Origin of the sequence: Dyella sp. AtDHG13, assembly GCF_003201105.1 — a bacterium.
Classification (GTDB): Bacteria; Pseudomonadota; Gammaproteobacteria; order Xanthomonadales; family Rhodanobacteraceae; genus Dyella; species Dyella jiangningensis_B.
The window spans coordinates 66,747-87,423 of record NZ_QICJ01000014.1 but is presented as its reverse complement, the minus strand read 5'-3'; the positions used below and the strand labels follow the sequence as shown (position 1 = coordinate 87,423).

23 protein-coding genes and 1 pseudogene are annotated in these 20,677 nt (G+C 64.7%); all 24 read left to right on the top strand.

What is annotated here, in order from left to right:
• Nucleotides 1–234: 234 nt before the first annotated feature.
• The 24 genes and pseudogenes from BDW41_RS20010 (at nucleotide 235) to BDW41_RS19885 (ending at nucleotide 20,677) form a co-directional block, all read left to right on the top strand.
• Nucleotides 235–960, top strand: a complete 726-nt coding sequence (locus tag BDW41_RS20010) for a response regulator (RefSeq protein WP_233496954.1) — start codon at nucleotides 235–237, stop codon at nucleotides 958–960.
• Nucleotides 961–1,154: 194 nt separating this feature from the next.
• The gene (locus tag BDW41_RS20005; protein ID WP_041751091.1) at nucleotides 1,155–1,433 is read left to right on the top strand and encodes a helix-turn-helix transcriptional regulator; all 279 of its coding nucleotides are present in this window, start codon (nucleotides 1,155–1,157) and stop codon (nucleotides 1,431–1,433) included.
• Nucleotides 1,434–1,481: 48 nt separating this feature from the next.
• Nucleotides 1,482–1,760, top strand: a complete 279-nt coding sequence (locus tag BDW41_RS20000) for a DUF2285 domain-containing protein (RefSeq protein ID WP_012047181.1) — start codon at nucleotides 1,482–1,484, stop codon at nucleotides 1,758–1,760.
• A 336-nt stretch (nucleotides 1,761–2,096) separates the two neighbouring features.
• Nucleotides 2,097–2,654 (top strand): DUF2285 domain-containing protein, encoded by a 558-nt coding sequence (locus BDW41_RS19990; protein ID WP_074551769.1) that lies wholly within the window; start codon nucleotides 2,097–2,099, stop codon nucleotides 2,652–2,654.
• Between the two features lie 120 nt (nucleotides 2,655–2,774).
• The gene (locus tag BDW41_RS19985) at nucleotides 2,775–3,059 is read left to right on the top strand and encodes a helix-turn-helix domain-containing protein (RefSeq protein ID WP_041751092.1); all 285 of its coding nucleotides are present in this window, start codon (nucleotides 2,775–2,777) and stop codon (nucleotides 3,057–3,059) included.
• Nucleotides 3,060–3,067: 8 nt separating this feature from the next.
• Nucleotides 3,068–3,847: pseudogene (locus BDW41_RS19980) on the top strand (replication initiator protein A); the annotation flags it as partial.
• Nucleotides 3,848–4,119: 272 nt separating this feature from the next.
• Nucleotides 4,120–4,758 carry a ParA family partition ATPase gene (gene parA / locus BDW41_RS19975; protein ID WP_074551678.1) on the top strand — a complete coding sequence of 213 codons (639 nt, stop codon included), beginning with the start codon at nucleotides 4,120–4,122 and terminating at the stop codon, nucleotides 4,756–4,758.
• Nucleotides 4,755–5,009: a hypothetical protein gene (locus BDW41_RS19970; protein ID WP_074551680.1), complete on the top strand. Its 255-nt coding sequence runs from the start codon at nucleotides 4,755–4,757 to the stop codon at nucleotides 5,007–5,009. The genes parA and BDW41_RS19970 overlap by 4 nt, the downstream gene beginning before the upstream one ends.
• A complete protein-coding gene (locus BDW41_RS19965; protein ID WP_074551681.1) occupies nucleotides 5,006–5,512 on the top strand; it encodes a DUF2840 domain-containing protein in 507 nt (168 codons plus the stop codon). Before BDW41_RS19970 ends, BDW41_RS19965 begins: the two co-directional genes overlap by 4 nt.
• Nucleotides 5,513–5,529: 17 nt before the next feature.
• Complete coding sequence (locus BDW41_RS19960; protein WP_199535389.1) at nucleotides 5,530–6,021, top strand: S26 family signal peptidase; 492 nt, start codon at nucleotides 5,530–5,532, stop codon at nucleotides 6,019–6,021.
• A 2-nt stretch (nucleotides 6,022–6,023) separates the two neighbouring features.
• Nucleotides 6,024–6,842 (top strand): lytic transglycosylase domain-containing protein, encoded by an 819-nt coding sequence (locus tag BDW41_RS19955; RefSeq protein ID WP_199535388.1) that lies wholly within the window; start codon nucleotides 6,024–6,026, stop codon nucleotides 6,840–6,842.
• Nucleotides 6,843–7,089: 247 nt separating this feature from the next.
• Nucleotides 7,090–8,841, top strand: a complete 1,752-nt coding sequence (locus BDW41_RS19945; RefSeq protein ID WP_074551687.1) for a DUF3363 domain-containing protein — start codon at nucleotides 7,090–7,092, stop codon at nucleotides 8,839–8,841.
• Nucleotides 8,842–8,947: 106 nt separating this feature from the next.
• On the top strand, nucleotides 8,948–10,930 hold the full coding sequence (locus BDW41_RS19940) for a conjugal transfer protein TraG (protein WP_074551689.1): 1,983 nt from the start codon (nucleotides 8,948–8,950) through the stop codon (nucleotides 10,928–10,930).
• A 2-nt stretch (nucleotides 10,931–10,932) separates the two neighbouring features.
• On the top strand, nucleotides 10,933–11,370 hold the full coding sequence (locus tag BDW41_RS19935) for a ribbon-helix-helix domain-containing protein (protein ID WP_012047192.1): 438 nt from the start codon (nucleotides 10,933–10,935) through the stop codon (nucleotides 11,368–11,370).
• 187 nt (nucleotides 11,371–11,557) lie between these two features.
• Nucleotides 11,558–12,475 carry a P-type conjugative transfer ATPase TrbB gene (gene trbB / locus BDW41_RS19930; protein ID WP_074551690.1) on the top strand — a complete coding sequence of 306 codons (918 nt, stop codon included), beginning with the start codon at nucleotides 11,558–11,560 and terminating at the stop codon, nucleotides 12,473–12,475.
• Nucleotides 12,475–12,798: a TrbC/VirB2 family protein gene (locus BDW41_RS19925; RefSeq protein ID WP_012047194.1), complete on the top strand. Its 324-nt coding sequence runs from the start codon at nucleotides 12,475–12,477 to the stop codon at nucleotides 12,796–12,798. The genes trbB and BDW41_RS19925 overlap by 1 nt, the downstream gene beginning before the upstream one ends.
• Nucleotides 12,798–13,067, top strand: coding sequence for a VirB3 family type IV secretion system protein (locus BDW41_RS19920; protein ID WP_012047195.1), 270 nt, complete (start codon nucleotides 12,798–12,800; stop codon nucleotides 13,065–13,067). Before BDW41_RS19925 ends, BDW41_RS19920 begins: the two co-directional genes overlap by 1 nt.
• 10 nt (nucleotides 13,068–13,077) lie before the next feature.
• Nucleotides 13,078–15,510, top strand: coding sequence for a conjugal transfer protein TrbE (gene trbE, locus BDW41_RS19915; RefSeq protein ID WP_041751095.1), 2,433 nt, complete (start codon nucleotides 13,078–13,080; stop codon nucleotides 15,508–15,510).
• A gap of 11 nt (nucleotides 15,511–15,521) precedes the next feature.
• Entirely contained in the window at nucleotides 15,522–16,253 is a 732-nt protein-coding gene (gene trbJ, locus BDW41_RS19910) for a P-type conjugative transfer protein TrbJ (protein ID WP_233496949.1), read from the top strand.
• A complete protein-coding gene (gene trbK-alt, locus BDW41_RS19905; RefSeq protein ID WP_074551691.1) occupies nucleotides 16,253–16,567 on the top strand; it encodes a putative entry exclusion protein TrbK-alt in 315 nt (104 codons plus the stop codon). Before trbJ ends, trbK-alt begins: the two co-directional genes overlap by 1 nt.
• 5 nt (nucleotides 16,568–16,572) lie before the next feature.
• A complete protein-coding gene (gene trbL, locus BDW41_RS19900; protein ID WP_012047199.1) occupies nucleotides 16,573–17,835 on the top strand; it encodes a P-type conjugative transfer protein TrbL in 1,263 nt (420 codons plus the stop codon).
• Nucleotides 17,836–17,838: 3 nt separating this feature from the next.
• Nucleotides 17,839–18,519: a conjugal transfer protein TrbF gene (trbF, locus tag BDW41_RS19895; RefSeq protein ID WP_074551693.1), complete on the top strand. Its 681-nt coding sequence runs from the start codon at nucleotides 17,839–17,841 to the stop codon at nucleotides 18,517–18,519.
• Complete coding sequence (gene trbG / locus BDW41_RS19890) at nucleotides 18,519–19,505, top strand: P-type conjugative transfer protein TrbG (protein ID WP_074551695.1); 987 nt, start codon at nucleotides 18,519–18,521, stop codon at nucleotides 19,503–19,505. Before trbF ends, trbG begins: the two co-directional genes overlap by 1 nt.
• The gene (locus BDW41_RS19885; protein ID WP_233496945.1) at nucleotides 19,502–20,677 is read left to right on the top strand and encodes a TrbI/VirB10 family protein; all 1,176 of its coding nucleotides are present in this window, start codon (nucleotides 19,502–19,504) and stop codon (nucleotides 20,675–20,677) included. Before trbG ends, BDW41_RS19885 begins: the two co-directional genes overlap by 4 nt.

Here is a 20,677-nt window from a genome sequence, read left to right as displayed (position 1 = left end):
GGAGCAAGAGGTTCTCAGCAGGAAACCTCGCACCGCACCGGCGCCCCCTAATCCCGGTCTCACCCAATTCCGCCGACGACCACCACAGTCGCCGAAAAAGCAACTATTATCGTCCTCGCAAGGAACGCCACAGCAAGCCCTCCGTTTTCGCTCAATAGGAGGGCATCAAAGTGTTGCCTGAGCCGGCGTTGGATCGCGAGAAACCTCATGTGCTCGTTGTCGAGGATGAAGTCCTTGTGCGCGCACTCATCGCCGACGAGTTGCGAACAGCAGGCTGCTGCCGTCATCGAGGCCAACTCCGCTGACCAGGCGCTCGATTATCTCGTGGCCGGCGGCAAGGTCGATCTTATGTTCTCCGATATCCAGATGCCTGGCTCCCTCAACGGCCTGCAGCTCGCCGAGCGAGTCCGCGCAGATTTTCCGACCGTCCCAGTGATCCTCACGTCCGGAAACGATCACTTGAACAGCGAGACGATGCCCGGGCGCTTTATCGCGAAGCCATATGACATCACACAGACAGTGGCATTGGTTTTTTGTAACTTTGGGCGTCGCGCCGCCGGGAACGCTCGCGTGAGCGACACACGCATCCTTATTGTCGACAGCGACGTCCTGGTCCGCACACCGCTCGCCGAATATCTCCGCGAGTGCGGTTATCAAGTGCTGGAAGCCACCAATTCTGTGGAAGCCAAAGCGGTATTGAACAACACGGCTCGTCTCATTGACGTCGTGCTTATCGATGTCGGCGCCGAAGACCAAAGCGGATTCGCTCTCGCGCATTGGATACGCGATCGCGCCCCAGGTCCACGCGTAATCCTCGCCGGAACGATTACGAGCTCTGTCGAGAAAGCTGCGGATCTTTGTCAGGACGGGCCGGCCATATCGAAACCTTATGATCACCGCCTCGTGCTGGACCGTATCCAGCGTCTTCTGGCTGCCAAGAACCGCGGCGACCAGACCTGACAACCGTGCTAGGCGGTGCGTCGGATCGCCCCCGAGCATCTCACAACCGTCCCGGTCTGACCCGAATCACCCCGCACCCCGCCCACCCGCTCCAGAGGCCAAATATGGCCTCGGCGCACCGTTGCGACGACCCAGAACGACTATTATAGTCGTTTTTCTGGTGCGCGCAGATCGTCTGTCGGAGGTGATCATGAATGATCACCGGCCGACAAGTGCGGGCGGCGCGAGCCTTGCTGAATTGGACGCAAGAGATGCTCGCCGAAAAAGCCCTGGTGGCGTTGACCGCCCTCAAACGTCTGGAGTCCGAGCGCGGGCTCCCGACGCACGAGAGCACGCGGGACCAAGTTCGCCGCGCGCTGGAGGCGGCGGGGATTCTTTTTGTCGAATCCGACCGTGGCCGCGGAATCATGCTGCTTCACGAGGCAAAGCCTGCAACGGCTTCAGGGCGAAGGTCGGCAAACTTGAAACGTTGAAACCAGCATGTGTTAACGTTTAAGAAACCGTGTCGTCGAGGAGCTTTGATGCAGTCGCCACCCCGGGATCCAGCAGTGGATGATATCGCGCCGACAGCCGCAATCCTGACCGGCTATGACGAGCGCCACCTCGTGACATATCTCCGTCTGCTTGATGCCGACTCCGACGGCGCCGACTGGCAAGAGGTCGCAAAGCTCGTGTTGCGCATCGACCCGGCGACGGAACCCGATCGCGCACGCCGCGCCTGGGAGACGCATCTCGCCCGCGCACGATGGATGACGGAGAAGGGTTACCGCCATCTTCTCTATGGTGGAGCGCCGCACTAGAAAATAGTTCCGTGCAGACCGCGCAGCATGCGCTGCTGTTGCTGTGGGTTTCAGAACACCACCTGAACGTGCATTCTCCTATCCACATCCGCGCATGAGCGGACGCTGGAGGAGACATCACAATGAGTGCTGCCGATTGGCGATCGGCGGACGCGTACCAGGAACTGCGGTTGCTCGACGCGCCGGCCTTCGCATTTGAATTCTTGCGCCGGAACTCCGAATTTCAGGAAGACCATAGGCGGCTTGCACACCGGAGCCGTGGCCGCGCTATCAATCCCTTGGATGCCGAGACGGCTGCGTTCGCCGAACGCTGGGGGGTGCGATTTCGCCCCCGAATTGCCCGACCTCCCCGCAACGGCCGCTCAATGGACAGCCAAAGCGCTCCCTCGCGTCGTCACCATCACAGATGCGCCCGACGAACTCGTCAATCCTGAACTCAGCTTGCCGCCGAGACTTCTCAGCGCAATTGCAAGAGCGGCCGCCGCACGGGCTCTAACGCTCGGCGGCACGCCGGTCCGTGTTGAATTCCTCAACACGGATGGTCCATACGCTGTGCTCCTACCGCTCGACCGGCTTTTCGAAATCCGCGTCGCTACCGCGTTACGCCTTTGGCATGGCCTCGGCGGGCGTCGAACGCCACCGGATGCCGGCGCCCTTACTCAAGAGCGCCGCAAGCGCTTCATCCTTGCACTGCGCGCGCTCGATGCACGCCTGCTCGGAACGACATATCCGGACATCGCGGCTGGTCTCTTCGAAACCGCCCCTATCACCAAACGTGACTGGATTTCGCACGAACTGCGGGATCAGACCGGCCGTCTCGTGCGGCTCGGTTTCAAGATGATGAAGGGCGGCTACCGGCAGCTTGTTCTCTATCCTTACCGGCGCCGCATCTGAGACCGGTGCGATCTCACTGCCTGCCGACATCGCACTATTTTGGCCGAGACCCCTCCGCCACCGTGATCGCCAGTAGCCGCCGTCCTCCGACGGCCGCCCCAACGATCACCGAGGTATCCCATGTCCACCACTCTCGCAGGCGTGCCGCAACGCTACCTGCGTACGCCCGAAGCGGCACGCTTCGTTGGTCTTTCCATCCGCACGCTTGAAAAGCACCGCATCTACGGCACTGGCCCGCGCTATTCGAAACTTGGCGGACGTGTCGTCTATCGCGTCGAAGACCTGCAGGAGTGGGTCGACGCAGCCGCCAAGGCGTCGACGTCCGACCCTGGCAAAGCCGTCGTCCTGCCCGCGCGCCGCCATTCGCCTGCCGAGCTCGAGCAGGCGCGTCATCCGCGCCGCTGATCACCGCCATGTCGTCGCGCCACCGCTCACGCTCCGAACGCGAGCAGCTCGAACTGTTTCGGGCGCTGCCAGGCGATCTCGCGCCGCGCGACGCCCAGGACCTCATGGCCTATCCTTTCTTCTCGCTCGCCAAGACCCATCGCATCACGCCGATCGACTACCGGAGCGGCGAGATTGCCATCCGCGTCGAGGCCGTGCCGGAGCACGGCATGGCGACCATCTGGGACGCCGATATCCTGATCTGGGCCGCCTCCCAGATCGTCCAGGCACGCGACAGCGGCCTGCGCACCTCACGCCTAATGGCGGCAACACCCTATGAGATTCTCTCGTTCATCGGTCGCGGTGACAGCGCACGCGACTATCACAGGCTGAAAGCGGCCCTCGACCGCCTTCAATCGACGACAGTCGCCACGACGCTGCGCCAGACCAACGAACGCCGCGCGCACCGCTTCTCGTGGATCAACGAATGGACGGAGCGCGCGGATGCGCATGGGCGCGCCGACGGCATCGATCTCATCGTACCGGACTGGTTCTACAAAGCTGTTCTCGACGAAGCGTTGGTGCTCACGATCGACCGCGAATACTTCAGGCTGACCGGCGGCCTGGAGCGCTGGCTTTATCGCATCGTGCGCAAGCATGCCGGTCGCCAGCGTGCAGGTTGGCGGTTCGCCTTTCGTCATCTCTACGACAAGTCCGCAAGCCTTTCGCCGTTCAAACGCTTTGCCTTCGAATTGCGCGACATCGCGCGCCGCCAGCCGCTTCCGGGCTATCGGCTCGATGTCGAGCGCGACCGCGGCGGACATGAACTGCTCGTTTTCCTTCCGGCTCGTTTGTCCACAGCAGCCTGTGGACAGCCTGTGGAAGCGGTCGTGCCATCAGGAACCACCGTTCCCGTGCCATCGGGAACCGCGCGCCCGTGCCATCAGGAACCGGAAGGCGCATTTTCAAACGGAAAATCCGCTGCTTACGACGCCCCTAACTTAGAATCTAACAAACAAGAATCTAACGATTCTGTTGTTTCCCATCGGCCCGCAGGGTGGAAAACCGATGGTGACGCGCCGTGATCGTCGCGCTGCTCAACCAAAAGGGCGGCGTCGGCAAGACGACACTCGCCTTGCACCTCGCAGGACACTGGGCCCGTCACGGAAAGCGCGTGACCCTCATCGACGCCGATCCCCAAGGATCGGCTCTCGACTGGTCCGAGCAACGCGCCCGGCGCCACCACACACGTTTGTTCGGCGTGGTCGGTCTCGCCCGCGATACGCTCCACCGTGAAGCTCCCGAGCTTGCCCGCGATGCGGACCATATTGTCATAGACGGCCCGCCTCGCATCGCCGCCTTGCTGCGCTCGGCGTTGCTCGCGGCCGACGCCGTTCTTGTACCGGCCCAGCCATCGCCGCTCGATGGCTGGGCGTCCGCCGAGATGCTGGCCCTGATCGCCGAAGCGCGCATCTTCCGTCCTGCCCTTGTCGCACGCTTCGTGCTCAACCGCTGTGCCGCGCGCACGGTCATCGCCCGCGACACGGCGCAGAGTCTCGCCGACCACGATCCGCCGGCGCTCGCCACGCGCATCAGCCAGCGTGTGGTTTTCGCGGACGCCGCGCGCACCGGTCAGCTCGCCTTCGACCAAAGCGCGACGAGTGCCGCTGCCCGCGAGATCGCCTCCCTCGCTGTCGAGACCGAAAGGCTCGCACCATGACGGCGCGGCGTTCGAACGGCGGCTTCGCATCCCGACCACGCGATGCCGACGCCTGGATCAAGGCGCCCGATCGCAGCGCCGGTGCGACGCCGGAGAGCGATCCCTACGCGGCGCGCCTCACCGTGGACATCACGCCCGCGCTCCGCGGCCGCATCAAAATCGCGGCCTTCCAACGCGGCCAGACCGTCGCCGACATGCCGCGGGTGCTCCTCACGCGCGAATTCCCAAACACCGATGGAGAACAAACATGATGACCAATCCCGCCTTCGCACACGCGCGAGCCGGTTCGCCTGACACGCTGACGGCAGTCGAACTGACGTGGCTCGAGAAACGCATCGAGCACTGGATCAGATTCGGTCACGACACGGGCGAAACGATCATTGATCGTCGCCGACGTCTCCTCACCTTTGCGCCGAACACGATCTTCGGCTTCGTCCGCTGGGCTTCCAACGATTACGGCACGATCGTTTCACGCATCGACATCTTGCGCGCGATCGCGCCAGGCGAGGCCTATCAGACGCTGCCTTTCGTCCGTCCCGGCGGCGAGATCCTCCTGCGGATCAGCGGCTGGCCCAAAGTCGAGCGCGTCCTCGCCACGATCGACGCGGTCGAGACGCTCGGCATTGATCCCGCAGCCGTCGCGCCAGACTACTGGAGGCACGTGCACAATCGTCTCGGGGCAGGATACGAGCCTCGCCTCTACAGCCGCGACCAGCATCGCGCTTGGCTCTTGCGCGACCGGGTGCTCAAGTGACGCGGTTCGGCTACGTCATGACGACGTATCTGGTGCTGCTCGTTTCCGCCTGCAGCGCGATCTTCCCTGTCTCTCCCAAATTCATTTGGAACGCCAGCAACAGCGTGCCGATCGGCCTCTACGCCATCCACTCTGTCGGCGCGCTCCACGTCACCCAACTTGTCGTCGTGCGTCCACCGGACGCCCTGGCCCAATTCCTCTCCGACCGCCGTTATTTGCCCAAGGGCGTGCCCATGCTGAAGCGTGTGCTTGCGCTTCCAGGCCAGACGGTATGCCGCCGCCAGCGCACCATCACCGTCGACGGCATAGCGATGGGCGATGCGCTCGATCGCGACACGCACGATCGACCGCTGCCCGTCTGGCAAGGCTGCCAGCGCATTCCCGACGGCCAGGTCTTCCTCATGAACTGGCAATCCGCAGACTCGCTCGACGGCCGTTATTTCGGGCTGCTTTCCCGCACGACGATCGCCGGCCGCGCCGACCCGATATGGACGCGGGAGGAGGACTGACCGTGCTTCACCTCCAGCCGTCCTGCGGCCGAGCTTCGTCGGCGCACGGTCGATCCCCCTTCTCCTTTCCGGCCTGCCGATCCGGACAACCATCGCATCTTCGCATCGCGCTGATCAGCGCTTGTCTGTCCGCCGCGGTGATCGCGGCTGGCGGGCCGGTGTGCGCCCAATCGACGCCCATCCGTCATATCGCGCGCGTTCCAGATGCCACACGCTTTGCAGCGTTCGTGGCCGAGGCCTCGCAGCGCTTCGGCATTCCGACAACGTGGATACGGGCCGTGATGCGCGCCGAGAGCTTCGGCGACGTGCACGCGATATCGCCGAAAGGGGCGATGGGCTTGATGCAGATCATGCCGCAAACCTGGGCGACACTGCGACAACGCTACCATCTCGGCGCTGATCCCTACGACGTCCATGACAACATCATCGCCGGTGTCGGCTATCTGCGCGAACTGCACGACCGCTATGGAATTCCCGGCTTCCTTGCGGCCTACAACGCCGGTCCAGCGCGCTGGGAAGATCATCTCGCCACCGGCCGCCCGTTGCCGGCGGAAACGCGCGCTTACCTGACCAGGCTCGCGCCCATTGTCGGTGGCAGCGCGATCGACGACACGACATTGCTCGCGTCCGTCGTCCGATCATGGACCGAGGCATCGTTGTTTCCAAAACAGCCGTCCACCGCATCGGACGACACAACGAAGACCGGCGGGCCGCAGTCGTCCAACGCGCCGAGCGTCCGTTCGCCGCAGGATTGGACTGGACTCGCACCGCAAGCCGACGGGCTCTTCGTCGTGCTGTCGTCTGATCGACGAACCCCATGAGCGGTGTCAGTTCGGCAGGTGCATTGAACTGCGTACCCCGACAGTTGCGAGGGTCGGAAGGTCGGCAAAGGAACCACAACCACGGACGGCAAGGGAAAAGGCCGGCCTTCGGCGCGGCTTATGTGGTTGGTTGTATTGGACAATTTACCGATATCACCGACTACCCCTGCTGGCGCTCACCTCAATTTGTCCAAGCAAATCAATGTCTGAACCGCCGTCGCACGCCTGAACACCCGGATTCGGCACGATGACGACGCGCGACGACGACCTGCGCATCCGGCCCGGCCGCATCCAGCATGGCAACCGCGGCGGCAAACGTCCGCAGACCTTCGTCGGCGAGGTGATGCGGGCCGCGAAGAAGGCCGGGCATGTCGGGAACAGCTTCCGCTCCGGCCAGGGGCGGAGCCGCTCCCGCTTCGGCCGTGGCCGTCGCGCCGCGATCTCGATCCGACTGCGCTCGAATGCCCGGCGCGTCGTCACCAAGGCGCGCGTCGTCCGCCACCAGGGTCCCCGATTCCGCTCGGCGCCTTTGCCGAAGCACATCGCCTATCTCAAACGCGAAGGCGTCACCAAAGACGGTCAGCCGGCGCGGATGTTCGATGCGGCCGGAGACGAAGCCGACGAGCGTGCGTTCGCCGAGCGCTGCAAGGACGATCGCCACCATTTCCGCTTCATCGTCTCTCCAGAGGATGCGGCCGAGATCGGCGACCTCAAGACGTTCACGCGCGAGCTGGTCGCCGACATGGAAAGGGACCTCGGCACCCAGCTCGACTGGGTCGCCGTCGATCACTGGAACACCGACAATCCCCATGTCCACCTCCTGATCCGCGGCCGCGCCGATGACGGCCAGGATCTGGTGATCAGCCGCGACTACATCAGCCGAGGAATCCGCGACCGGGCCGCCGAGCGGATCACGCTCGAACTTGGTCCGCGCACTGAACAGCAAATCCACAGCGCGCTTCAACGCGAGGTGGAGGCCGAGCGCTGGACAAGTCTCGATCGGGCGCTGCGCGACATTTCGGACGAATGCGGCGGCGTCGCAGATCTTCGGCCTGGTCCGAACGCCGAGGATCCGGAGCTGCGTCGCCTGTTGCTCGGACGGGCGGCCAAGCTCGAACGTCTCGGCTTGGCCGATCCGGTTGGCCCGGCCTGCTGGACCCTCAAGCCCGGCCTCGACGGAACGCTGCGCCAGCTCGGTATCCGTGGCGACATCATCAAGACGATGCACCAAGCCATGAGCCGAAGCGGATCAGAACCGGACGTCAGCCGCTTCGCGCTGCATGGCGACGAGCCTTCCCATCCGGTGCTCGGCCGACTCGTCCAGCGTGGTCTCGATGACGAGCTCAAGGGCACGGCCTACGTCATCGTCGCCGGCGTCGATGGCCATACCCACCATTTGCGGTTTGCAGACCTCGAATTCACCGGCGATGCCACGCCCGGCGCGATCGTCGAGGTGCGCGCTTATGACGATCCCGATGGACGACGACGACTATCGCTCGCGACCAGGTCGGATCTGTCCATTTCTGATCAGGTCGGGGCATCGGGAGCGACCTGGCTCGATCGTCAGCTTCTTGCGAAAGACCCACCGCTCAGCGGCAGCGGCTTCGGCGCCGAAGTCCGCGACGCGATGGATGCCCGCGCTGATCACCTGGTCGAGGAAGGCCTGGCCAGACGACAGGGCCAGCGCGTGATCTTCGCCCGCGATCTCCTTTCGACACTCCAGCGACGCGAGCTTGAGGAGGCCACGGCCAGATTATCAGCCGACACGGGTCTGGCGTACCACCCGGCCGCTGAAGGCGAGCGTGTCGCTGGCGTTTATCGCGAACGGGTGACACTCGCGTCGGGGCGCTTCGCCATGATCGATGACGGGTTGGGATTCCAACTCGTGCCGTGGCGTCCGGCTTTGGAAAAGAACCTCGGCCGCGAAGTCCGTGGCGTCATGGCGCCGGGCGGACGAGTCGACTGGGACCCGGGACGGAAACGGGGACTGGGCCTGTGAAGGCGCGCCTGCGGTGCATCCGATTTCTGACCCAGCGTGTCCGGCCCTTTGATCCCATACGGTTCGTGCTTGCAGCAAGCGATCGCGGAAGCGCTGGTGTGGCGCCATGAACCCGACCAAAATACTCTGGCTGCAAGTCTTCGTTGTGTGCTCGACCACGCTCGGCTTCGTCTGGGCCGCGACGCAATGGACGGCGTGGCAGCTTGCCTTCCAGCCGCAACTCGGCAGCCCCTGGTTCTCGCTCTTCGGATGGCCGGTCTATTTCCCGGTGGCCTTCTTCTGGTGGTGGTTCTCTTTCGACGCTTACGCACACGACATTTTCGTCACCGGCGGCTTCATCGCTGGCGCAGGCGGGGTCGCTGCCTTCGTCGTCGCTGTCGCCATGTCGGTCTGGCGCGCGCGCGAGGTAAAGCGCGCCACGACCTACGGTTCGGCTCGCTGGGCCGAGGAACGCGAGATCCGCGCAGCCGGCCTTCTTCACCCAGATGGCGTGTTGCTCGGCCGCTGGCACGGAGCCTACCTCCGTCACCATGGGCCCGAGCATGTGCTGTGTTTCGCACCGACCCGAAGCGGCAAGGGCGTCGGTCTTGTTGTTCCGACGCTGCTGACCTGGCCGGGAAGCTGCATCGTCCATGACATCAAGGGGGAGAACTGGACGCTCACCGCCGGCTGGCGTGCGCGGTTCGGCCGCGTGGTCCTGTTCGATCCGACCAATCCGCAAAGCAGCGCTTACAATCCTTTGCTCGAGGTCCGGCGCGGTGAGTTTGAAGTCAGAGATGTCCAGAACATCGCCGACGTGCTGGTTGATCCCGAAGGCGCACTGGAACGCAGGAACCATTGGGAGAAGACCAGCCATTCGCTTCTGGTCGGCACGATCCTGCATGTCCTTTACGCCGAACCCGACAAGACGCTCGCCGGCGTCGCCAATTTCCTCTCCGATCCGAAGCGACCAATCGAGAAGACGCTTCGGGCGATGATGACCACGCCGCATCTCGGCGAGACGGGAGTCCATCCCGTCGTCGCCAGCGCCGCGCGAGAGCTGTTGAACAAGAGCGAGAACGAACGCAGCGGCGTACTGTCGACCGCGATGTCCTTCCTGGGCCTCTATCGAGATCCGGTGGTCGCGGCGGTCACACAACGCTGCGACTGGCGCATCCGCCACCTGGTCGAGGCTGAGCATCCGGTGACGCTCTATCTCGTCGTGCCACCCTCGGACATCAGCCGCACGAAACCGCTCGTGCGCCTCATCCTCAACCAGATCGGAAGACGGCTAACCGAAGAGCTAGAGAACAAGCGACGGCGACATCGCCTGCTGCTGATGCTCGATGAGTTTCCCGCGCTCGGCAGGCTCGACTTCTTCGAGTCGGCATTGGCGTTCATGGCGGGCTATGGATTGAAATCCTTCCTGATCGCGCAGTCGCTGAACCAGATCGAGAAGGCGTACGGTCAGAACAATTCCATCCTGGACAATTGCCACGTGCGCGTCTCGTTCGCCAGCAACGACGAACGCACGGCGAAACGCGTGTCGGATGCACTTGGCACGGCCACCGAAATCCGAGCGATGAAAAACTATGCCGGCAGCCGACTCAGTCCGTGGCTCGGACATCTGATGATCTCCCGGCAAGAAACCGCGCGGCCGCTGTTGACTCCCGGCGAGATCATGCAACTCCCGCCCGACGACGAGATCGTCATGATATCGGGAAGTGCGCCCGTCCGGGCGAAGAAAGCTCGGTATTACGAAGACCCCGAGCTCGCCGGGCGGATTCTTCCGCCGCCCAGATCATCGGGCGGAAACGCTGTTCTTCGACCGCCAGCCCCCAACACGTCCCAGGTGAATACCTGGAGCGGCGCGATCGCGTCAGCGTCAACCGCCGCAGAGACGGACGATCCGGACAATGCGGGAATCCGGCGCGAACCCGAACTTCCGGACCATGAGGAGATTGCTCCCGAGCCACGAAAGCCGGTGCAGGAATTCGAGCCCGTCGAGGACGAGCCAGACGACGACGCCCAGCGCCAGCGGATCATGCAGCGCAATTTCGGCAGCGCGCGACAAATCTCGCTCGACGCGGACGATGACATGCAGATGTAGCCGTGCGCACGAAGCACACCTTTCGGCTTCCACCCGACCTGGCTACGAAGCTCGCCGATTACGCCGCCCGCAAGCGCGTGCCGCAGGCGTTGATCGTCGAGGCAGCGCTCGCCTCTTATCTTTCGCCCGATGCCGCGGACCGACTCGAAGCGGCGCTCGCGCGACGCCTGGACCGTATGGTCCGCGACATGGAGCGCATCGAGCGCCACGTCACGATCTCGAATGAAGCGCTCGCGGTGTTCGTCCGGTTTTGGCTGACCAGCACGCCGCCGCTGCCTGACACGGCGCTTGCCGCCGCGCAAACAAAAGGACGAGAGCGCTACGAAGGTTACATCGAAGCGCTCGGCCGTCGTCTCGCGCGCGGTCACAAACTAGCTGACGAGGTGATTCGCGACGTGCCGCCGCAAAAGGAGGGTTCAGCAGACACGCAGTCAGAATAGCGATCGTCCTTCTCGCTTGTCATTCTATCCCAGAGCCCTCCCGCCTCCTTGTTGTTGTTGCGGAGTCCCAGTTCCGGCTCTTTCTACTCAACCCCGCTGACATCTGCGCCTCCACAGGAGGCTAATTTGCGGGGCTCTTGTGACGACGATCTCCCTCCGATCTGAAGTATTCGCCCGAGGCGCGCGCATGCTCCGCACGGCGCTTGGTCCGGCGATCTCCGGCTATCTCGAAGATCCCAGCATCGTCGAGGTGATGCTCAACCCTGACGGTCGCCTCTGGATCGATCGGCTGTCAGGTGGTCTTGAAGACACCGGCTGTCGCGTCACGCCCGCGGACGCCGAGCGCATCGTGCGCCTGGTCGCGCACCATGTCGGGGTCGAAGTGCATGCCGGCAGCCCGCGCGTCTCGGCGGAATTGCCGGAAAGCGGGGAGCGGTTCGAGGGCCTGGTGCCGCCCGTGGTGGCTGCGCCGTGCTTTGCCATCCGGCGGCCGGCCGTCGCCGTTTACACGCTCGGCGACTACGTCGAGGCCGGCATCATGTCGGCCGACCAGGCCGAGCTGCTCCGCGCGGCCGTGCGCGACCGAAAGAACGTGCTGGTCGCCGGCGGGACGAGCACCGGCAAGACGACGCTGGTCAACGCGATCCTCGCAGAAGTCGCCAAGACCGGCGACCGCATCGTGCTCATCGAGGATACGCGCGAGTTGCAATGCGCCGCGCCGAACCTCGTGGCGCTGCGCACCAAGGACGGGGCTGCGTCGCTGTCTGATCTGGTCCGCTCGTCGCTGCGCCTGCGGCCCGACCGCATCCCGATCGGCGAGGTTCGCGGGGCGGAGGCGCTCGATCTTCTGAAAGCCTGGGGCACGGGACACCCCGGGGGCGTGGGCACGCTGCACGCAGGCTCCGCCATCGGCGCACTGCGCCGGCTCGAACAGCTCATCCAGGAAGCCGTGGTCACCGTTCCGCGCGCGCTCATCGCCGAGACGATCGACCTCATCGCGGTCCTCGCCGGCCGCGGCTCCGCGCGCCGGCTCGCCGAGCTCGCAGCGGTGAAGGGCCTCTCGCCCGCCGGCGACTACGTCCTCACCCCCGCAGGAGAACCGTGATGTTAATCAAGGATGCCCGCCGTGCGTTCGCCACGGCAACCGCCTTCGTCTTCGTCGCCCTCGCGACCGCGCCGGCCTATGCGGCCGGATCGAACATGCCGTGGGAGCAGCCGCTCAACCAGATCCTGGAGAGCATCCAAGGGCCCGTGGCCAAGGTCGTGTCGGTGATCATCATTATCGTCACCGGTCTGACGCTCGCCTTCGGCGAGACCAGCGGCGGCTTCCGTCGCCTCATTCAGATCGTCTTCGGCCTCAGCATCGCCTTCGCAGCGTCGAGCTTCTTCCTGACCTTCTTCCAGTTCGGCGGCGGGGTGACGGTGTGATGGAGCAAGATGGCGCCATCGCCGGCTTCTATGCGCCCGTTCACCGAGCGTTGACCGAGCCGATCCTCTTGGGCGGCGCGCCGCGCGCCGTGGCGATCGTGAACGGCACGCTTGCTGCCGCGATCGGGCTCGGTCTTCGGCTCTGGATCGTCGGCGGCCTCATCTGGCTTGTCGGTCACATCGCCGCCGTTTGGGCGGCGAAGCGTGACGCCGCCTTCGTCGACGTCGTGCGTCGGCATCTGCGTTATCCGCAGCACATGGTCTCGTGAGGTTCGCCCGATGATGAACCTTGCCGAGTATCGTCGCCATAACCAGAGCCTCGCCGACTTCCTGCCGTGGGCGGCGCTCGTCGCCAAGGGCGTTGTTCTCAACAAGGATGGCTCCTTCCAGCGCACCGCACGCTTTCGCGGTCCAGACTTGGATTCTTCCACGCCTGCCGAGCTGGTGGCCATCACGTCGCGTCTCAATAATGCGTTGCGTCGCCTTGGCTCCGGCTGGGCCGTGTTCATTGAGGCCCAGCGCGTACCGGCGCACAGGTATCCGTCAACTCAATTTCCGGATCCCGTTTCGGCGCTGGTCGATGCCGAGCGTCGAGCCCAATTCGAAGAAGAAGGCGCGCATTTCGAGAGTGGCTACTTCCTGACACTGCTCTGGCTGCCGCCCGCCGATGACGCGGCCCGCGCGGAAGCTTGGCTCTATGAGAACCGCGCCCAGGGCGCCGCCGACTGGCGTGCCACGCTCGAAGGCTTCGTCGACCGCACCGATCGCGTGCTCGCGCTGCTCGAAGGCTTCATGCCGGAATCGGATTGGCTCGATGACGCCGAGACCCTGACCTACCTGCATTCCTGCATCTCGACGCGGCGCCAGCGCGTGCGCGTGCCGGAAACGCCGATGTACCTCGACGCCATCCTGGTGGACGAGGACCTGACGGGTGGCCTCGAACCACGGCTCGGCCGCGCACATCTGCGCACGCTCACCATCATGGGCTTTCCATCACAGACCTGGCCGGGCCTGCTCGACGATCTCAATCGCCTGGCGTTTTCCTATCGCTGGGCGACACGCGCCATCTGCCTCGACAAGACCGACGCGGCCAAGCTCCTCGGCAAGATCCGCCGTCAGTGGTTCGCCAAGCGCAAGAGCATCATGGCGATCCTCAAGGAGGTGATGACCAACGAGGCGTCGGTGCTGATGGACTCCGACGCCGCCAACAAGGCGCTCGATGCCGACGCCGCTCTGCAAGAACTTGGCACCGACCTCGTCGGCGAGGCCTACGTCACCGCCACTGTTACCGTCTGGGACGATGATCCGCGGATCGCGGACGAGCGCCTTCGCCTGGTCGAGAAGGCCATTCAGGGCCGCGACTTCACCTGCATGCGCGAAGGCGTCAACGCGATCGAAGCCTGGCTTGGGTCTCTCCCAGGGCATGTCTACGCCAATGTCCGGCAGCCGCCGATCTCCACGCTCAACCTCGCGCACATGATGCCGTTTTCGGCGGTTTGGGCCGGGCCGGAAAGGGACGAGCACTTCCAGGCGCCGCCGCTTCTCTTCGCCAAGACCGAGGGATCGACCCCGTTCCGCCTCAGCCTCCATGTCGGGGATGTCGGCCACACCTTGATCGTCGGCCCGACGGGCGCCGGCAAGAGTGTGCTGCTCGCGTTGATGGCCTTGCAGTTCCGGCGTTATGCCGGTGCACAGGTCTTCGCCTTCGACTTCGGCGGCAGCATCCGGGCGGCGGCCCTCGCGATGGGCGGCGATTGGCACGATCTCGGCGGAGCGCTCTCCGACAGCGCCGCCGAGCCCGTCGCGCTCCAACCGCTCGCGCGGGTCGACGATCCCGGAGAGCGCGCGTGGGCCGCCGAATGGGTCGCGGCGCTCCTCGGTCGCGAGTCCGTCACCGTCACTCCGGAACTGAAGGAACACCTATGGTCAGCGCTGACTTCGCTTGCGTCCGCGCCTATCCAGGAGCGCACCATCACCGGGCTCTCGGTGCTCCTGCAATCAAATGCCCTGAAACAGGCGATCCAGCCCTACACCGTGGCAGGCCCCTGGGGACGACTGCTCGACGCGGAAACGGAACGGCTCGGCGAGGCCGAAGTCCAGGCTTTCGAAACGGAAGGGTTGATCGGCGCGGGCGCGGCTCCAGCCGTCCTATCCTATCTCTTCCATCGCATCGAAGATCGCTTCGACGGCCGACCCACCTTGCTCATCGTCGACGAGGGTTGGCTCGCCCTCGACGATCCCGGCTTCGCCGGGCAACTGAGAGAGTGGCTGAAGACGCTTCGGAAAAAAAATGCCAGCGTCATCTTTGCCACGCAGTCGCTTGCCGACATCGACGGCAGTGCGATCGCACCAGCCATCATCGAGAGCTGCCCGACCCGCATCCTGCTTCCCAACGAGCGCGCGCTCGAGCCGCAGATCGCGGCGATCTACCAGCGCTTCGGTCTCAACGATCGCCAAATTGAGATTCTGAGCCGCGCGACGCCGAAGCGCGAATATTACTGCCAGTCGCGGCGCGGCAATCGCCTATTCGAACTCGGGCTGTCCGAAGTCGCGCTCGCCTTCACCGCCGCCTCGGCGAAATCCGATCAGACCGCCATCGAAGAGCTGCTCGCGGAACACGGCCGCGGCGGCTTCACCGCCGCCTGGCTGCGCCGAAAGGATCTCGACTGGGCAGCGGACATGCTCACCCACAACCAGGAGACCACGTCATGATCCGTCACCGCTTGCGCGCCTTGCTCATCGCAGGCGCCGCCGCTTTCACCATTACGGCCATCGCCAGCGGACCGGCGCGTGCGCAATGGATCGTGTTCGATCCGACCAATTATGCGCAGAACATCCTGACCGCCGCGCGTGAGCTTCAGCAGGTCAACAATGAAATCCAGATGCTGGAGAACCAGGCGACGTCGCTGATCAATCAGGCGCGCAATCTCGCAAGCCTGCCGTACTCGTCGCTCACGCAGCTTCAGCAGCAGATCACCCAGACCCAGCAGCTCCTCGCGCAGGCGCAGCGCATCGCCTACAGCGTCTCAAGCATCGACCAGTCGTTCACGCAGACCTATCCGCAGGCCTATTCCAGCGGGACGTCGTCGCAGCAGCTTCTCACGGATGCGAAGAGTCGCTGGCAGAACGCACTCGCCGGGTTCCAGGATACGATGCGCGTGCAAGCCGGCGTTGTGAGCAATCTCAACACCACGCGGACGCAGATCAACGCTTTGGTGTCCTCCAGCCAGTCGGCGACCGGCGCGCTGCAGGCCGCACAGTCGGGCAATCAGCTCGTGGCGCTTCAGACCACGCAGCTTGCGGACCTGACCGCGCTGATGGCGTCGATCGCACGCGCGCAGAGCCTCGATGCCGCGCGGACCCTTGAGACGCAGGCGCAGGCACAAGCGCAGACACAGGCATTCCTCAACTACGGCGCTGGTTACCAAGCCGGTTCCGCGCAGATGTTCCATTGATGCGAACCCGGCTTCTCAATCTGCCTGCTGTCGGCCGGGCTGTCGGCTTTTTGCTTGTCGCCATCGCGATCGTCGCGGCGGCACTGCACTTCCACACATCGCCTCCACGCCTCGAGCCGCGTGCGATGGAGGAACACACGCCCGACTCGCTCGCCGAAGAGCTCAAGCGATGTCAGCGCATCGCCGACCAGGCCAAGGACGATCCGGCCTGCGAGGCGGCCTGGGCTGAAAACCGCCGCCGCTTCTTCACCTATGCGCCGGCCTCCGGACCGAAGAACCCGACTCCGGCTCCAGCCAAGAACACCGACAGGTAAGCATCATGGGCGGGACGGGAGTCATCGACAATTTCCTGGGCACCTTCACCCAGTATATCGATTCCGGCTTCGGCCTCGTTCAAGGTGACGTGCGCTGGCTCGCCAGCGTCCTCATCGCCATCGACATCACGCTGGCGGGGCTCTTCTGGGCGATGGCGCCCGACGAGGACGTGCTTGCGCGCCTGATCCGCAAGACGCTCTATATCGGCCTCTTCGCCTTCATCATCGGCAACTACAACAATCTCGCGCAGATCATCTACAACAGCTTCGCCGGCCTCGGGATCAAGGCCGGTGGCGGCACGATGAGCGCTGCGCAGCTCCTGCAGCCAGGCAAGATCGCCGAGGTCGGGATCGATGCCGGCAAGCCGATCCTCACCGCCATCTCCGGTATGATGGGCTTCACCAGCGTCTTCGCCAATCTGGTGCAGATCGTCATTCTTCTGGTCGCGTGGCTGATCGTCGTCATCAGCTTCTTCGTCATGGCGATCCAGCTCTTTGTGAGTTTGATCGAGTTCAAGCTGACGACGTTGGCCGGTTTCGTACTCGTGCCGTTCGGGCTCTTTGGCCGCACGGCCTTCCTCGCCGAACGGGTGCTGGGCAACGTGGTGTCCAGCGGGATCAAGATTCTCGTGCTCGCCGTCATCATCGGCATCGGCTCCACGATCTTCAATCAATTCACCAGCGGCTTCAACAATCCGCCGACCATTTCCGACGCGCTGACGCTGATCCTCGCAGCGCTCTCACTCCTTGGCCTCACGATCTTCGGTCCAGGCATCGCCAATGGCCTGATCGCGGGCGGACCGCAGCTCGGCGCCGGCGCGGCTGTCGCGACAGGATTGGGAGCGGCCGGGATCGGAGCGGCCGGCATTGCGGCGACCGCCGGGGGTGTCGCCGCGGCCGGCGGCGCGATCGCCGGGACGGCGCGCGCGGGAGCCGCGGTCGCGGGCGGCGCCAGCGCCGCATATCGCGCGGGTGGGGCAGCGGGTGTCGCCCAAGCTGCCGGCTCAGTCGCCATGAGCCCACTGCGCCGCGCCGCCAGCAGCCTTCAAGAAAGCTTCGCCTCTGGCGAGCGTGCCGTCATGAGCGGCGGCGCGCGCTCGTCGTCATCCGCCGGCGCGTCCGCCGCGTCGGACAGCCCGCCAGCATGGGCCCAGCGCATGAAGCGCGGCCAGACCATCAACCGCGGCGTCACCGCCGCCGACCACGCAATCCGCTCCGGTGATCGGGCAAGCGGCGGGCATCAGGTCGATCTTTCCGAGGGGGAATAGCTCATGTTCCGACGATCGACCGTGCGCTATGGCAAGACGCCGGACGCGGAGACGCCATATCAAAAGGCCGGCCAGGTCTGGGACGAGCGGATTGGCTCCGCGCGCGTTCAGGCCAAGAACTGGCGCCTGGCTTTCTTCGGCGCACTCGTTCTCAGCGGTGGGCTCGCCGGCGGCCTGGTCTGGCAATCGGCCCGCGGCACCATCACGCCTTGGGTTGTGCAGATTGACAAGCTCGGCCAGGCCCAGGCCGTCGCGCCCGCCACCGCGGACTACCAGCCGACCGACCCGCAGATCGCGTGGCACTTGGCGCGCTTCATCCAGGAAGTGCGCGGCATCCCCGCCGACCCCGTGGTGCTGCGTCAGAACTGGCTCGACGCCTATAACTACGTCACAGACAAGGGGGCGCTCGCGCTCAATGACTATGCGCGGACGAGCGATCCGTTTTCCAAGGTCGGCAAGAACCAGGTCTCCGTCGACGTCGCGAGCGTCATCCGCGCCTCCGACTCCAGCTTTCGCGTCGAATGGACGGAGCGTCATTACATCGACGGTGCGCTCGCCTCGACTGAGCGATGGAGCGCCATCCTCACCATCGCGCTGCAGATGCCGACCGACGCCGATCGGCTGAAGAAGAATCCGCTCGGCGTCTACGTCCACGCCCTCAATTGGTCAAAGGAGCTCGGCTGATGCGCCCGCTTGCGATCTCGTCGCTCTTACTTGCGTCTGTCTCCCTCGGCGCCTGCGCCACAGCCTGGAAACCGCCGCAGATCAGCTACGACAACACGCCGAAGCCCGCGGTGCTGCAGGCCGAGCCGCCCAAGCCCATTCAGATCGTCGAGGTGCCGAAGCCGTTGCCGCTGCCCGGACAACTCAAGCCGCTGCCCGGGAATACGAAGCGCGCTCCCGAACCTGCGGATCCGCATGCTCGCGTCGATCAGGCCAATGGCGCGGCCCGCGTCCAGCCGACACGGGCAGGCTATCTCAACGCTATCCAGGTCTACCCCTTTTCCGATGGCGCGCTGTATCAGGTCTATGCCGCGCCGGGCCAAATCACCGACATCGCGCTCGAGCCGGGCGAGCAGTTGACGGGCTCAGGGCCTGTCGCTGCCGGAGATACCGTGCGGTGGATTATCGGCGACACCGAGAGCGGCGCCGGGCCAGCCAAACGTGTCCACATCCTGGTGAAGCCCACCCGTGCGGATCTCATCACCAACCTTGTCATCAATACAGACCGTCGGACCTATCACCTCGAGCTGCATTCCGACGACAAGACGTATATGGCGTCGGTCTCTTGGGCTTATGCGCAGGATCAGCTCATCGCGCTGCGCCAGCAGAATGCGGCCGCCGAGGCCGCTGCCCCCGTCGCAACCGGCGTCGACATCAATGCACTGAACTTCCGCTATCGCATCGAGGGCGATACTCCGCCGTGGCGGCCGCTGCGCGCCTTCGATGACGGCCGGCAGGTGTTCATCGAATTCCCGACCGGCATCTCACAGGGTGAGCTGCCACCGCTCTGGGTGATCGGCGCGGAAGGCGACGGCCAGCTCGTCAACTACCGTGTCCGCGGCAATCACATGATCGTCGACCGCATGTTCGCTGCGGCGGAGCTGAAGCTCGGCGGCAAGCACCAGGAGCTGGTGCGCATCGTCCGCACCGATGGGAGGCCGCGGTGACGGACGAAGCCAGGGATGACGTGGGGCCGAGCGCGGCCGCACGTCCGGCTGAGGAGATGCGCTTGCGCGCCAAGCGACCGCCGGTAACCCGGCTGTCCCGCAAGGTCCTGCTTGGCGTCGGCGCCGCCGCGGCCATTGGCATTGGAGGCGCACTACTCTTCGCCTTGAAGCCGCAGCACCAGACAACCGGCGCCGAACTCTTCAACACAAGCAACCGCAACACGCCAGATGGTCTCGCGAACCTGCCGCGCGATTATACGGGGCTGCCAAAGCCCGTGCCACAGCTTGGACCGCCGCTGCCCGGCGATCTCGGCAAGCCCATCCTCAACGCCGGCGCGCCTTCGCCCAGCATGCCAATGCCGGGACCGACACCGGAGGAGCAACGGCTCGCTCAGGAGATGGAAGCCGCCCGCACCAGTCATCTCTTCGCGACAACGAACGTCGTCGCGCCGAGCATGCCGATCGCGCCATCTCCAACGGCTGTCTCGCCGGGACTGACGCCGGCGAGCACATCGTCTGATCTCACGTCGCAAGATCACAAACTCGCATTCCTCAATGGCAACATCGACCGCAGAACAACGAGCCCCGATCGCGTCCAGCCGCCAGCAAGCCCCTATGTATTGCAGGCAGGCGCCGTGATTCCGGCATCGCTGATCACAGGCCTGCGGTCCGATCTGCCCGGACAGGTTACCGCGCAGGTGACCGAGGACGTCTACGACAGTCCGACGGGCAAGACCTTATTGATTCCGCAGGGGTCGCGCCTCGTCGGCCAGTATGATGCGCAGATCGCATTTGGCCAGTCGCGCGCCTTGCTCGTCTGGAACCGCCTCATCATGCCGAACGGCAAGTCGATCGTGCTCGAACGCCAGCCCGGCGCCGACACCGAAGGCTATGCCGGGCTCGAGGACGAGGTCGACAACCATTGGGGCATGCTGTTCAAGGCTGCGATCCTCTCCACCATCTTGTCCGTCGGCGCCGAGGCTGGAACGAGCAATAGTGAAAACAACCTCGCCCAGGCGATCCGGATGGGCGCGTCGCAGAGCTTCAACCAGGCTGGCGAACAGATCGTAGGCCGCTCCCTCAATATCCAGCCGACGATCACAATCCGGCCGGGCTTCCCCGTACGGGTCATGGTCACACACGACCTGGTCCTCGAACCCTACAAAGGCTAG